At 57.2% G+C, this 13784-nt stretch carries 16 protein-coding genes; 13 read left to right on the top strand and 3 right to left on the bottom strand.

Translation table 11 applies throughout. The features are described 5' to 3' along the window. The first annotated feature begins 1 nt into the window (after nt 1). Genes AC0IXA_RS03475 through AC0IXA_RS03455 form a run of 5 tightly spaced genes read left to right on the top strand, consistent with a single transcriptional unit; the run spans nt 2 to nt 4884 of the window. Nucleotides 2-334 carry a phage tail assembly protein gene (locus AC0IXA_RS03475; RefSeq protein WP_471811722.1) on the top strand — a complete coding sequence of 111 codons (333 nt, stop codon included), beginning with the start codon at nt 2-4 and terminating at the stop codon, nt 332-334. 8 nt (nt 335-342) lie between these two features. Further along, on the top strand, nt 343-462 hold the full coding sequence (locus tag AC0IXA_RS03470) for a GpE family phage tail protein (protein ID WP_041752072.1): 120 nt from the start codon (nt 343-345) through the stop codon (nt 460-462). Then, nucleotides 452-3175, top strand: a complete 2724-nt coding sequence (locus AC0IXA_RS03465; protein WP_471811720.1) for a phage tail tape measure protein — start codon at nt 452-454, stop codon at nt 3173-3175. Before AC0IXA_RS03470 ends, AC0IXA_RS03465 begins: the two co-directional genes overlap by 11 nt. A 6-nt stretch (nt 3176-3181) precedes the next feature. Then, nucleotides 3182-3622 carry a phage tail protein gene (locus AC0IXA_RS03460; protein ID WP_150694807.1) on the top strand — a complete coding sequence of 147 codons (441 nt, stop codon included), beginning with the start codon at nt 3182-3184 and terminating at the stop codon, nt 3620-3622. Then, on the top strand, nt 3619-4884 hold the full coding sequence (locus tag AC0IXA_RS03455) for a phage late control D family protein (RefSeq protein WP_471811718.1): 1266 nt from the start codon (nt 3619-3621) through the stop codon (nt 4882-4884). Before AC0IXA_RS03460 ends, AC0IXA_RS03455 begins: the two co-directional genes overlap by 4 nt. Nucleotides 4885-4886: 2 nt before the next feature. On the opposite strand, the gene AC0IXA_RS03450 is transcribed toward AC0IXA_RS03455, so the two are convergent. From AC0IXA_RS03450 to AC0IXA_RS03440, 3 genes are all read right to left on the bottom strand, one after another. Continuing rightward, nucleotides 4887-6749, bottom strand: a complete 1863-nt coding sequence (locus AC0IXA_RS03450) for a P-loop NTPase fold protein (RefSeq protein ID WP_471811716.1) — start codon at nt 6747-6749, stop codon at nt 4887-4889. A gap of 404 nt (nt 6750-7153) precedes the next feature. Next, nucleotides 7154-7930, bottom strand: coding sequence for a zinc ribbon domain-containing protein (locus tag AC0IXA_RS03445; protein ID WP_471811714.1), 777 nt, complete (start codon nt 7928-7930; stop codon nt 7154-7156). An 87-nt stretch (nt 7931-8017) separates the two neighbouring features. Continuing rightward, nucleotides 8018-8365 carry a helix-turn-helix domain-containing protein gene (locus tag AC0IXA_RS03440; RefSeq protein ID WP_471811712.1) on the bottom strand — a complete coding sequence of 116 codons (348 nt, stop codon included), beginning with the start codon at nt 8363-8365 and terminating at the stop codon, nt 8018-8020. 84 nt (nt 8366-8449) lie between these two features. Between AC0IXA_RS03440 and AC0IXA_RS03435 the strand changes: the two genes are divergently transcribed. The 8 genes from AC0IXA_RS03435 (at nt 8450) to AC0IXA_RS03400 (ending at nt 13530) form a co-directional block, all read left to right on the top strand. Further along, nucleotides 8450-8662: a DNA-binding protein gene (locus AC0IXA_RS03435; protein ID WP_471811710.1), complete on the top strand. Its 213-nt coding sequence runs from the start codon at nt 8450-8452 to the stop codon at nt 8660-8662. A gap of 29 nt (nt 8663-8691) precedes the next feature. Further along, complete coding sequence (locus AC0IXA_RS03430; RefSeq protein WP_471811708.1) at nt 8692-9165, top strand: YmfL family putative regulatory protein; 474 nt, start codon at nt 8692-8694, stop codon at nt 9163-9165. Further along, entirely contained in the window at nt 9162-9452 is a 291-nt protein-coding gene (locus tag AC0IXA_RS03425) for an Ogr/Delta-like zinc finger protein (protein WP_038979812.1), read from the top strand. Before AC0IXA_RS03430 ends, AC0IXA_RS03425 begins: the two co-directional genes overlap by 4 nt. Continuing rightward, nucleotides 9449-9820: a hypothetical protein gene (locus tag AC0IXA_RS03420; RefSeq protein WP_258448566.1), complete on the top strand. Its 372-nt coding sequence runs from the start codon at nt 9449-9451 to the stop codon at nt 9818-9820. Before AC0IXA_RS03425 ends, AC0IXA_RS03420 begins: the two co-directional genes overlap by 4 nt. A 75-nt stretch (nt 9821-9895) precedes the next feature. Beyond that, a complete protein-coding gene (locus tag AC0IXA_RS03415) occupies nt 9896-10129 on the top strand; it encodes a hypothetical protein (protein ID WP_086793340.1) in 234 nt (77 codons plus the stop codon). A 6-nt stretch (nt 10130-10135) separates the two neighbouring features. Further along, complete coding sequence (locus tag AC0IXA_RS03410) at nt 10136-12850, top strand: toprim domain-containing protein (RefSeq protein ID WP_471811705.1); 2715 nt, start codon at nt 10136-10138, stop codon at nt 12848-12850. 48 nt (nt 12851-12898) lie between these two features. Beyond that, entirely contained in the window at nt 12899-13195 is a 297-nt protein-coding gene (locus AC0IXA_RS03405) for a hypothetical protein (protein WP_471811703.1), read from the top strand. Nucleotides 13196-13272: 77 nt separating this feature from the next. Then, nucleotides 13273-13530, top strand: a complete 258-nt coding sequence (locus tag AC0IXA_RS03400) for a hypothetical protein (RefSeq protein WP_471811701.1) — start codon at nt 13273-13275, stop codon at nt 13528-13530. The last annotated feature ends 254 nt before the right edge of the window (nt 13531-13784 follow it).

Genomic DNA, 13784 nt, shown 5'->3' with positions numbered 1-13784 from the left:
CATGAACACCGAAGAGACCAACACCGAAGCCCTGCCGGCAGTCGATGACAACACCGTCAACCTCGACACGCCCATCGTTCGCGGCAAGTCCTACATGACCAGCCTCACCCTGCGCAAACCGTCATCCGGCGAACTGCGCGGCGTGCACCTGGTGGACCTGCTCAACCTCGACGTCGCCGCCCTGCTCAAGGTGCTGCCCCGCATCACCTCGCCGAGCATCACCGCTACCGAAGCCGCCGGCATGGACCCGGCCGATCTGCTGGCCTGCGGCAACAAGGTTGCACATTTTTTGTTGCAGAAGTCGGTGAAGACGGACGCCTCCCTCGTTGCGTAGAGGACGCCATGGCCGATCTGGCCGTGGTCTTTCACTGGGCGCCGGCTGATATGGATCAGCTCGGCCTGCAAGAACTGATGGACTGGCGCGAGCGCGCCAGGGTGCGGAGTTCCACCGATGGCGAATGACTTAAAACTTCAGGTACTGCTCAACGCAATTGACCGGGCGAGCGGCCCCCTGAAAGCCATCGACAAGGGCAGCATCGGCGCTGCCCGCGCACTCAAGGACGCGCGCGACCGCCTCAAGGAGCTTAACGCCCAACAGAAAGACGTCAGCGCCTGGCGCACCCAGCGCGCCGCCGCTGAACAGACCGAAACCGCCCTAACCTCGGCCCGCGACAAAGTGCGCGCGCTCAGCCAACAGTTTGCCGCCACGGGCGTTCCGACCAAGGCATTGGCCAAGGACTTCCGAACCGCTGTGCGTGAGGCTCAGCGGCTCAAGGAACAACACCAGCAGCAGTCCGAACAATTACAGACCCTGCGTTCGAAGCTGTACAGCGCAGGCATCAGCACCAAAGACCTCCGCACTCACGAACGCCAGCTGCGCGAGCAGATCGGCGCCACCAACACCACAATCAGCGAACAGGGCAAACGGCTGGTCGCGCTGAATGCCCAGCAAAAACGCATGGCCGCCGAACGCGCCAAACTGGCGAAGACCCAAGGCCTTGCCAGTGACATGGCGGTCAACGGTGCGGCCGGATTGGGCGTTGGTTACGCCGCCAGCCGCCCGATAGCCAAAGCCGTGGGCGCATTTGCACCGAACGAAGACTCAGCCACACAGCTGAAAGTGTCGATGATGGACAACACCGGCAAGGTCGCCGAGGACTTCCAAAAGATCACCGACCTCGCCACCAAACTCGGCGACCGATTGCCTGGCACCACCGCCGACTTTCAAGAAATGATGACCATGCTGCGGCGCCAAGGCCTCAGCGCACAAAGCATCCTCGGCGGTACCGGCGAAGCGGCCGCGTACCTGGGCGTACAGTTGAAAATGCCGGTGGCCGAAGCCGCCGAGTTTGCTGCCAAGATGCAGGACGCCACGCGCACCACCGAGAAGGACATGATGGCGCTGATGGACACCATTCAGCGCGGGTTCTACTCCGGTGTCGATTCGACCAACATGCTTCAGGGCTTCAGCAAGATCGCCCCGGTGATGGACACCATCAAGAAATCCGGGATTGAGGCCGCCAACGAACTGGCCCCGCTGCTGATCATGATGGACCAGGCCGGCATGGAAGGCGGCGCTGCTGGTAACGCGTTCCGCAAAATCTTTCAGGCAGGCCTGAACAAGGACAAGGTCGACGACGTCAACAAGATCCGCCAACTCAAGGGCCAGAAGATTCAATTCAGCTTCACCAACAAGGAAGGCAACTTCGCCGGGCTGGAGAACCTGTTCGCCCAGGTCGAAAAGCTCAAGGGGCTGAACGACGAAGACCGTACCGAGACCATCAAGGACTTGTTCGGTGATGACTCGGAAACCATGACCACCCTGAACACCATGATGAACAAGGGGCTGGCGGGTTACAAAGAGGTGCAGCAGAAGCTCCAGAATCAGGCGGACCTGCGCACGCGCGTCAACGAGCAACTCAGCACCTTGACCAACGTCATGGAAGCCGCGGAAGGCAGCTTTACCAACGCCATGGCCGAGTTCGGCGCCGCCGTCGCGCCGGAATTGAAAGAGCTGATCAACACCCTCGGCGAAGTCGCCAACAACGTCGGCGCCTGGGCGCGGGAAAACCCAAAGCTCGCCGGCGGACTGGTCAAAGTCGTGGCGCTTGTCGCGGGTCTGTCGTTCGTGTTCGGTGGCTTGGCCATCGGCATGGCCAGCCTGCTCGGGCCGTTTGCAGTGATTCGTTACGGCATGGCGATGTTCGGCATGCAGGGTGGTGGCACGCTGCGAGTCATGCAAAAGCTCGCCCCCACCATCACCGGTCTGGCTCGCAATGCACTCCCTATGCTGGGCCAAGGCCTACGCACGCTGGCCAGCACACTCAGCGGCGCACTGGTAACTGCCCTGCGAACCGTCAGCATTGCACTGTGGGGCCTCGCCACGAACCCGGTCGCGCTTGCTATCGGTGCCGTGGTTGCCGTCCTCGCCGGTGCGGCTTACCTGATCTACACCAACTGGGACGCGGTTAAACTCTACTTCAGCAACGCCTGGACCGAGATCAAAGCCGGTTTCAGTGGTGGCATTGGTGGCATCCTCACCACACTCGCCAACTTCAGCCCCATAGGTCTGATCTACCAGGCCTTCGCTGGCGTACTGAGCTACCTCGGCGTGGATCTGCCGAGCCGCTTTACCGAGTTCGGCAACATGCTAGTCAACGGCCTGGTCAACGGACTGCTCGCAGGGTTGGGCCAGATCAAAAACGCCGTCAGCTCAGTGGCTGATTCGGCCATCAACATGTTCAAGGAAAAGCTCGGCATTCACAGCCCGTCCCGCGTGTTCACCGCGCTTGGCGGCTTCACCATGGCCGGTCTGACCCAAGGTCTGCAAAGCGGTCAGGACGGCCCGCTGGGCGCCATCACTGACATGGGCAAACAAGTCGTGTCCGCCGGGCAACGTGCACTTGGCGCCGTGGCTGGTCCGCTCGGCGCCATCGGGCTGCCGCAGTTGCCAACTGGCGCCGCCGCATCCTCTTCAGTGTCGATCGACAATCGCGCGCCCATCAGTCCGGCACCGGCCGCAGCCTACGACAGTCACGACACCTACGAAATCAACATCCACACCACGCCCGGCATGGACGAGCGCGCCATCGCCCGTGCCGTGCGCGCCGAACTGGCCCGCGTCTCCAGCGAAAAGAGCGCCCGCCAGCGCAGCAAACTATCCGACCTGGAGTAACCCGCCATGATGCTTGCCCTGGGCATGTTCGTTTTCAGCCTCTCTACCGCCGCTTACCAGGAACTGCAACGCCAAACCGAATGGCGCCACGCCAGCAGCAACCGCGTCGGCGCCGCGCCGGCTCGCCAGTTTGTCGGCCGGGGTGATGACTCCATCACCCTGCCCGGCATCATCCTGCCGGAACTCGCCGGCAGCGCCCTCAGCCTCGACGCCTTGCGCCTGATGGCCAACACCGGCAAGGCATGGCCAATGGTCGAAGGCAGCGGCCGGATTTATGGCCTGTGGATCATCGAAAGCCTGAGCGAAACCAAGACGATCTTCTTCCGCGACGGCACGCCGCGCCGCATCGAATTCACCCTCAGCCTCAAGCGTATCGATGACGACCGCATCGACCTGATCGGCGCAGGTACCAGCGCTGGCGTCAGCATCATGAGGGCGCTGCTGTGATCGATGCCGCCCTCTCTCGCGTCACCGGTTTTCTGGACAAGACCATCGAACGCTACAAGCGCGAGGCCGCCTACCCGGTACCGGCGTTCCGCATCACCGTGGACGGCAACGACATCGCCCAACTCATCAGCCCGCGCCTGATGAGCCTCGACCTCACCGACAATCGCGGCATCGAGGCCGATCAACTGAGCATCACCCTCAGCGACCACGACGGACTGCTCGCCATCCCGCCCAAGGGCGCGGTGGTCCGGTTGTGGCTCGGTTGGAGTGATACCGGACTGGTCGACAAGGGCACCTACACCGTCGACGAAACCGAGCATTCCGGCGCGCCCGACGTGCTGAGCATCCGCGCCCGGTCCGCAGATCTCCGCAAAGGCCTGAAAACCAAACGCGAGCGCAGCTGGAGCAACACCACGCTCGGTGACGTGTTGGGCGATATCGCCCTAGGCAACGGTCTGACCGCCACCATCGCCGGCGCGCTCGACGGTTTGCCTATCCTGCAACTGGACCAGGCCAACGAGTCCGACGCCAACCTGATCAGTCGTGTCGGCGAAGAGTTCGACGCCGTGGTCACAGTCAAAGCCGGTTGCCTGCTTTGCCTGCCCGCCGGCGGTGGCAAGACCGCCAGCGGCGCCGAGCTGCCCCACATCACTCTCACCCGCGCCGATGGCGACCAGCATCGCTACCTGCAAGCCGACCGAGACAGCTACGACGGCGTACGCGCCTATTTTTATGATGTGAACAGCGCCAAGAAACAGGAAGCCATCGCCGGTGGCGGCGAAAACCTCAAGGATCTGCGCCACACCTTTAGCGATCGTCAATCAGCCTTGCGCGCGGCCCGGGCCGAGTTCAACCGGCTACAACGTGGGAGTGCGACGCTCAGTTACACCCTGGCCATTGGCCGGCCGGATCTGATACCGGAGCTGACCTATACGTTGGAAGGTGTGAAGCCTGAGATTGACGAAATCATCTGGTACGGCGGGAATGTCCAGCACACGCTCAGTGCAGACAATGGATACATCGTCAGCCTGGAGCTGGAAAGCAAGTTACCGGAGGATACGGTTGAGGATCTGGCAGAAGAGAATAAAGGTGATTTCACGGGAGTCATCGCCCACTACCGCGACACGAAAACAGGAGACGAGAAAACGGTGACTGCTGGCGATCAACGCAACCCGCGACGGTTACGGTGGTTATACGCTTCAAAGAGGGCAGCGAAGCGGGCGGTGGACCGGGAGTTTTTCAGGCTCCCGTCTAGAGAATGAACCTAGGTTCTCTTTTTATTCAAACAAGAGAGAGCTTCATCTACGGCAGTCAGGCCATCCGCAAATTGGACTCGCCTAAAACCAAACCCCTCCTCAACTTCGAACATTTTCCGCAACTCAGTTAAGGCATCCCGCTCTTCCAGTAATACTTTATCCGCCCCCATCATTGCAAAGCGCTTTTTGATAAGGGCGTTAAATTTACCTAACGTTTTTCCATTAGCGACCTTCAAAAAATCCCGCAACATCTCAACAGGCAAGTGCTTGAACAGTGGCATATCGTAATTATTTGCGCATTCGTACAACACCTTTAACTCTGGATCTTTTTCCCACCCAGACAGTTTAGTAGTATAGGCTTCAATTGTTTCAAGATCCTGAACCTCTCTATCCCAATCTTGGATTAAGCGTTCTAAGCTTGGTATTTCAGAATTTCCGCGGCGAAAAAAGAAAAAATCCTCACCACAACTCTCAAAGAAATACCCTTTCACTCCTACCAAACTCCGCCAGCGATTGATGCTTCCTTCAAACTCAACAACCAGATCCTCCCACTTAGCCGGCAGTCCTCCTCGCTTTGCATCATAGCAGAACTCGGAAATAATCATCGCGACCTTCCTTATGCTACAAACACCCGGCACAGGATTATTTACAGCATTTCGCGCTTCTTCAAAACACTCTAGATATTCAGCCTCGTCATATTCCATTCTCTCCATCAGCTTTTCGTAAGCAAGACAAACCGGCTTATTATTCAAATGCGTTACTTTTTGAAAATCGATCAACGCACGCATTAAATCTGAAATATCCAACTTATCTTGTTGTATATATTGCTCAACAAACTCAAACCCTGAAGCAGTGCTACAACTAAGCTCAGGCAAAGACTGAATCAGTTCATCCTCAGAAGTAAGTGGAAGCGCTGTGGGCTGTCGAGACTGCATCATAATGTTAAGCTGTCTATTGTAATATCCGTTACATATCGTTCTGATCAGCCCCTTCTGAGCTTCCGTTTTCTTTCCATAGATCTTTGAAATCAAGAAAGACATGAACACTATCTGATATAGCGACTCGACGCGACCACTTCGAAGCTTTTCTTTCGCTCCTATTGACTCCTTATACAGAACAACTCTCTTCAGAGCCTCCAAGGAGGAGAATACCGTTCTAATATTTTTTACATCAAGTGCTTTAACAACAGGAAGGAGGTGGCTATACCGAACCTCATCTAATTCAACGGCCAACTCACGAGAAATCATTTCAAAAGACTGCTCAAGCGCATCCTCTGGAGCAATTCTGATTGGCACGTCTCTCCATATATTTTTCTCGTAGTCAGGTGCATGCACCGACCCGCCCACTAATTTTGTCTCGTCTAAAAGCAAAATAACCTTTCTTGATTTAAACTCTGAGAAATAGTTTATCTCGGACCACGCCTTCAGAAAATTTTTTTCATCTAGGCGATCTAAATCATCGAAACACAGCACGTAATCATCAATGGCATTTATTATCCTTTTCTTAACCGCACCACCGACAGCCATAACTGCGGAGCTCAAAACTCCAGCATTTTTTGCTTCAGAAGTAATACTTGTGAACAATCCGGTCAACAGAGCCCCCGCCCCGCTCTTCGACTGATCATCAATATCTTTCAAGCCTGAAAGCTCTTCAATAAGAAAATCATCCAAACCTTTACCGGAAATACCGTAGGAATAAAGCGAAACATATAAGCACTTTTTCCCAGCCTTCTCTAACAACTCACGAATGACACCTTTAAAAAGAAATGTTTTACCACTTCCCCACTCACCAGTAATAGCTAAGGCCCCCGTGCGATCAGAACTTAAATACTCACCCAAAACCTCAGACCAATAAGAACTCAAATCTGTCATAAACCCCTCACCGCACTTCGCAAAACGTTAGCAGAAAGCTTACTTAAGGAGTTCCGACGCTAGCCGGAACTGCCTGACCTATTGCTTCACTCGGAAGATCTCACAAGTGCCTCCATTATCCTCAGCACATCCTGCCGCTGCTGATAATCCAGCTTTGCGAGAAGCTGCAAAAAGAGGTGCTCCAAAGGGGTAAGGTTTTCCATCGTGCGTACTCCATTTCCTTGTGATGGGCGGGGCGCCATTCGCAGCACCTGAACCGCCCGGGAGTCACCCATTCTCAGCACGTTTTTCTGTGCCACCAGCCCCGACAATTTGGGGGCCGGCTGAATGGGTGTCGCCTCCCAGATGGCTACTCCCGTACCTATGCACCACGTTGGAAATGTAAGCAGCAGTTGCGCCGGGTTTTACAGTACCGGACGCGGTGGCAGGGTCATGTAGACACCGTTCTCACCCCATCCCTGCAAGTTCCCCTTTGCATCGACTACGTAGTACTCATCAAACATGTTGTCTGGCTCATCCAGGCGTAATCCGCCATCAGCAAGCTTCTTTGCTCGATAGCTATATGTATTTTTCCCACCACTGGCAAAAATTTGATCCATGACATATTTGCCATCGCGTTTGTACAACACGATCAAATGACCAAGAGCACCGTCTCGCAGCCAAGAACCAAGCCGATCTGGATACTCCCTCAGGTCCAAGCCTTTCAGAGTTTCATAATCCTGCGCGCTGAGGCCGATTAGAGAGCTTTTGTAGTCAGGATCAAAACTGGCATTGGCCCAGTACGCCTTGTCGTTTTGGCCTTCGACCCTGAAACCGATGAACGTCGTTTTAGGCTTCGACTTCGTATCGGCGCGAACGGCCTTAGCTACTTCAGCCAATTCCGCGTCACTTACACGCTTGGGTAAAACGACTTCAACCTTACGAGGTCGTCCCTCTTGGAAATCGTCTTTAGTGATCGTGTAAGCCTTGGTCGCAACGCTTTGCGTTACCTTTTCGACAGGCTCGTCTTTGTTACCCCGAGAGCACATCGACACTGTCACAGCGATGATGATCACCAGAATGACAAATCCGCCGATCTTCTGGCCCAGGGTGACTCCCGGATCGGCAACGCCGCAGCTGGGACAAACCTTCGCTGAAATATCTACTTTGTGTTTGCAAGACTTGCAGGGCTTCAAAGCCATTCGAACCGCTCCTTTCTATATCCATGAAAAAGCCGGCCATCGTGGCCGGCGTATTGCGCCTACTCACCTGAGCATTCATTGACCAGGTCAGTCGCTTTCCTTTTTCCCATCAATGCTCGCGGCTTTTGCAAAAGCCGAAACCATGCGAAGCAGCACCTCTCGATCCAAGTCCGTGACGTGCTGATAGAACTCAAGAAATTTTGCCGTGTCGGGACTGATGCTTTCGACCGTCGTGGGCTTGCGCTCACCGGTCACCACATACAACACGTCGACTCCCTTCTCAGCCACTGCGGCTAGATAGGTCGCATCAGGGCTACGTTCGCCCTTCTCGTAGTTGTATTGGCTGTTTTTTGAGGCACCAGCCTTCGCTGCGAAATCGGTTTGATTGAAGCCCAACCGTTCGCGCTCTTCTTTCAGGCGATCACCAATTCCCACAAATGTCTCCATAGCGATTTGACACTCCCACAATCATGGGAAATACTTCGCCTGTCATCACACGAAATCACACGAAACGAGACTATGCCGAACGGATACCCCACGGAGCAAGCGTGCCAAGACGCCCGCGAGCGCCTCGCGCATCAAGGTCTATCTGCCAAGGATTGGGCCGATCAACACAACCTCACGCCTTCTACGGTGTACGCCGTGCTGAACGGACAGAAAAAATGTCTGCGGGGCGAGTCTCATCGCGCCGCTGTACTGCTCGGTATCAAAGACGGCGTGATTGAAAACTAAGCCTGTTGGCTCAGGGAGGAAACCAGAAGATGAAACGCCCAGTTCTAGCCAACAGGAAAGACGTGGTCAGCGCAGTAATCGGTGCTTATCAGGGAGGCCGCGTTTACGCCGCCGCCGACTTGGGAATGCCGCTTAAAAAGTTCGACAATCAGGCTTATGAAAACGCCGGCAGTCGTCCGCTGAGTGACGACCACATCCACCGCCTCGAACAGGTAGCAGGAACGACCTTCCTGCCGGATTACATCGCTGCCAAATACGGCGGCATGTTCGTCCCACTGACTGCGCCTGCGGACCTGGACAACGTCGAGCTGTACAACCGCTCAGTTAAAGCCGCCGCCAAACGCGGAATGGTGGACCAGATCATCGCTAAAGCACTCGACGACGGCGTCATCGAGTCCTGCGAAGCGCAAGCCATCATCAACGCGCTGATGCACTACATGTCTGCCCGCTACGCCGAAGTGCTGGCCACTATTCAATTGCACGGTCGGGGGTTCGCCGGGTGAGTACTTACAAGCTTGTCTGCCCGCACTGCCTCGGCCGCATGCGCATCCGCACCAGCGAAGGCACACACATTTTCCTGCGCGTGGCCTACCTGCAATGCACCAACGAGGCCTGCGGCTGGTCGGTGCGTGCTGAGTTCGAGATGACTCACGAAATGAGTCCCAGCGGCATGGCCAACCCATCGGTGCGTTTGCCCATCGCCGATATCGCCCTGCGCCGCGCCGCGATGAAGACCGCCAACGATCAACCCGACCTGCTCGACCAAATGGAAATGGAGTGTGCGCAATGAACCACGATCAGTTGACCCACGACTACCGCAGCAGCATGCAACGTGCCGCGTTCGCTTACCTACAACGGCACGAAGCGCAGTACCTGGTGGACTCGGACCTGCTTTATGAAAACTGCGTTCGCCACTTGGCCACGTCGCTGGAGGTGCCTGTCTTCATGGCGGAGCGACTGGTGCACAACGCCTGGACTGAACTGCAAGTGATCAATCAGCGCAAGTGGATCGGTGTGGACTGGGGCAACAGCCCCGGCTGCACGGTCGTGCACTTGATCGACACCCGTGCTGATCTGCGCTACCCGGTACCGGCGAGGCTGCTACCGCAAAGCCTGCTCGCACAGCGCGGTTCCGCGCACAAGCACCACCCTCAGTAACCCCTTTTTAAACAACCCGCCCTGCCCCGCTTCCCGTGGGTTTGGGTGAGCTTTGCCTGAAATCCGAGGTGGATCATGGAAATCGACATCGCCATCACCGCAAAACTGCCCCGTGCACAGGCCGAAGCCCTGCTCCAGGCACTGCGCGCCCAGTACTCGATGCAGTTCAACGAGTACTGGTATGACGATCGCTTTCGCATGATCCCAGAGGGTTTACGGCACGGCTCGCTGCTGTCGGCCTTCCCGGTGATGGCAGCCCAAAAACGCCTGATCGGCGCCCTTAAACACAGTCTCGGCGAAGTGAAGTAAGCCCCGATGAACATGAAACACGATTTGCGCGCCGACATTCTGCAACGCCTTGAATCCGATTACGGACTCAAGCACAAAGCCGGCAAATACATGCGCCAGGGCGAATGCCCGGCGTGCAAGAAAAAGGAGCTGTACGCCTTCCATGATGACCCGTGGATGATTCGTTGCGGCCGGGGCAAGTGTGGCCAGACCTGGCACGTTAAAGAAATTTACGAAGACCTGTTCGAGGACTGGAGCAAACGCGCCCCGGCCAGTGAGCAACATCCCAGCGCCACCGCCCGTGCCTATCTGGAGTTTGCCCGAGGCTTTCGGCTTGATTTGATTCAAGGCTGGTTCACGCAGGAAACGTATTTCTCCGGCGAACTGAATGCCGGCAGCGCAACGGTGCGCTTCGCGTTGGAGAAAGGTGGCTACTGGGAGCGCCTGATCGACCGGCCGCACCGGTTCGGCAAGATGAAAGCGCGGTTCAAGCCTGGCGATAGCCCGCGTGGGTACTGGTGGTGCCCGCCATGTGTCGAGCTGCTGGACGTCAAAGAGCTGTGGATTGTCGAGGGCATCTTCGACGCCATCGCTCTGGTGCATAACGGCATTGCAGCCGTGTCGGCAATGTCGTCGGCCTTCTTCCCTGAAGAATCTCTGAAAGAGCTGGCCCTGCTGCGCGGCGGTAAATTGCCCAAGCTCATTTGGGCATTGGACAACGAACCCAGCGCGCACAAATACACCAAGCGTTGGGTGCGTCAGGCTCGCGCCCTGGGTTACGAATGCGAAGCGGCACAGATTCCCCAATCGGACAGCCGCAAGGTGGATTGGAACGACCTGCATCAGCGCTGGGCATTCATCGATGGCGAGAGCGAACGTGCCGAGCGGATCGACAAGGACCTGGCCACCGCTCGCTATCACGGCTCCCTGTTGATCGCCGAAAGCGCGTCTGAGAAAGGCGTGCTGATGTACGAATGGCGCGAGCGCCACGAATTTCACTTCGGCTTCGACAGCCGGCTCTACTGGTTCAAGATGGACTTGGAGAAATTCAACAAGGCCATGCAGGCGCTGGAGTCCTCCGAGCGCCACGAAGACCAGTTGCTCAACGAAAAGCAGCGTCGCGAAAAGGCCCTGCGCCAATGCGGTGGCGTGGTGGAAATTGCTAACTGCTACCCACAGGCGCTGTACTTCCAGCGCAACGAAGTCACCGACGAATCCTGGTACTACTTCCGCGTCGATTTCCCGCACGACAGCGGTAGCGTCAAAAACACTTTCACCGGTGGCCAGGTTGCGGCCGCCAGCGAATTCAAGAAACGCTTGCTCAGCATGGCCGCCGGCGCCGTGTTCACCGGCAGCGGGCAGCAGCTCGACAAGATCATGAAAGACCAGCTGTTCGGCCTGAAAACGGTCGAGACAATCGACTTCATCGGCTACAGCAAACTGCACGGCTGCTATGTGTTTGGCGACCTCGCGGTACGCGGCGGCATCGTCAGCGTGGTGAACAAGGAGGACTTTTTCGAGTTCGGCAAGTTGCGGCTGAAGACGCTGCAAAAGTCGATCGCAATGCACATTCAGCGCGACAGCAAGCAGTACCGCACCGACTGGTTGCCGATGCTGTGGCTGTGCTTCGGTGCCAAAGGAATCGTCGCCCTGGCGTTCTGGTTCGGCTCGCTGTTCGCCGAGCAGATCCGCGCGCAGTACAAGTCCTATCCGTTCCTTGAGGTCACCGGCGAAGCCGGCGCCGGCAAGACCACGCTGCTGACCTTCCTGTGGAAACTGCTCGGCCGTGAGCATGAGGGTTTTGACCCGTCGAAATCGACCCGTGCCGGCCGACAGCGCGCCATGGGCCAAGTCTCAAACATGCCGGTTGTGCTGATCGAGGGCGACCGCAATGAGCCGGACAAGGCGCACGCCAAGGGCTTTGACTGGGACGAACTGAAAGACTTCTACGGCGGCGGCACGCTCGGCACCAAGGGCATGAAGACCAGCGGCAACGAGACCTACGAACCGCCGTTCCGGGGCGCGATTGCGATCAGCCAGAACGCCGACGTCAGTGCGTCCGAAGCGATCCTGACCCGGATTATCAAATCCCACTTTGCGCGTCCGGAAGTCACCACCGAAAGCCGTGCCGCGGCCGACAACCTGAACCTGATCCCGGTCGAGCAATTGAGCCATTTCCTGTTGCTGGCCGTGCGCGCCGAAGCCCAGGTGATGGCCAAGTTTGCTGAACGCGTGCTGGTTCACGAACAGCAGCTGCGCAAGCTCAAAGAAATCCGCGTGGAACGGATTATCAAGAACCACAGCCAGTTGATGGCTTTGGTCGATTGCCTGCGCCTGGTTTGCCCGCTGGATGACAACCACGTCGCCACAACGCATCAGGCGTTGATGGTCATGGCGCTGGAGCGGCAAGCCGCGATCAGTGCCGACCACCCGCTGGTTGCCGAATTCTGGGAAGTCTACGAATACCTCGAAAGCCTGGGCGAAGGCCCGCAGGTCAACCACAGCACCGACCCAAAACTCATCGCCATCAACCTAAACGAGTTCGCTGAAAAGGCCAGCGAGCATCGGCAGAACCTCGCTGACCTCAAGACGTTGCGCGGGCTGCTGGTCAACAGCCGCAGCCATAAATGGCTGGAATCGAACAAGGCCGTTTACAGCGCCGTGCGCGCCTCACAAGCCGCCGGCAACGCGATGTTCAACAAACCCACCACTGTGCGCTGCTGGATTTTTCAGAGCGCGTAAACCGCAACCAGCGCTGCAACGCTGGGCACCTTCCCAAGGAGAAGCACCATGCAAGTTCAAGTCATCACCGGCAACGCCGGCATGGGCAAGACGACAAAACTCAGGTCGATCGAGGCCCAGCAACTGGCCGAAGGCAAACCGGCCGCGATCATGTACGCGGAAGCGTATTCGCATCGAGGCCTGCTCATCGCCTTGGAGGTCAGGTTGGAACGCGGCGAGCGGACGCTGCTTGTCGACGATTGCTCGAGCAAGCAGATCGAGGAGGTTTTGCAGTGGCAACGGGAGGTCGATGGCAACGAGCGGTTCAAAGACTTGGCGATTCACCTGGTTCGCCGCGCGGGCTGAACGAAGTTCATGCCAGAAAGAAGTGATGCCGAGGGGCTGCAACCCCTCGACACCGACCACCGCAAAGGAGAAGCACCATGCAAGCACAAAACCCAAGTGGCAGCAGCACAGAGGCTATCACGAAGCCACTGGAATTCGGCGTCGCTGACTTCGACACCCTGCTGCGTGAGGTGGAACAACTCAGACAGTTCAGGGAATCAGTCAAGCACACCTGTGAAAACCCGAAAAATCGAACGAGACAGACCCAGTTGCAGATGTGCCGATTTCTCGATGAGCTGCGGCTGACGGCGATCAATGTAGGCGCGGTAGGTGCGGCAAACGTGGAGGCGCGATGAACGCAGATCCCGATCCTACTCCGCGCACACGCCCGCCCATGGCGAGCCACCGCTTGGACCTGCCCAGTTGCTGCGACATCTGCGGCAAAGCCCGATCCACCCGCAAGCATCAAAGCTGTAGCCGGATCAGGCAGCAGCGCAAGTCTGCGGAGTGGGCGGAGTTGATGGCCGCACGGGCGGAAGAGAAGAAGAACAAACCACGGCGTTACACGCGCTGATTTGAAATACGGACGATGGGGAGCTGCAACTCCCCA

The sequence above is a fragment of the Pseudomonas sp. AC083 genome, from assembly GCF_979253165.1.
This window is presented reverse-complemented; position numbering and strand designations above follow the sequence as displayed.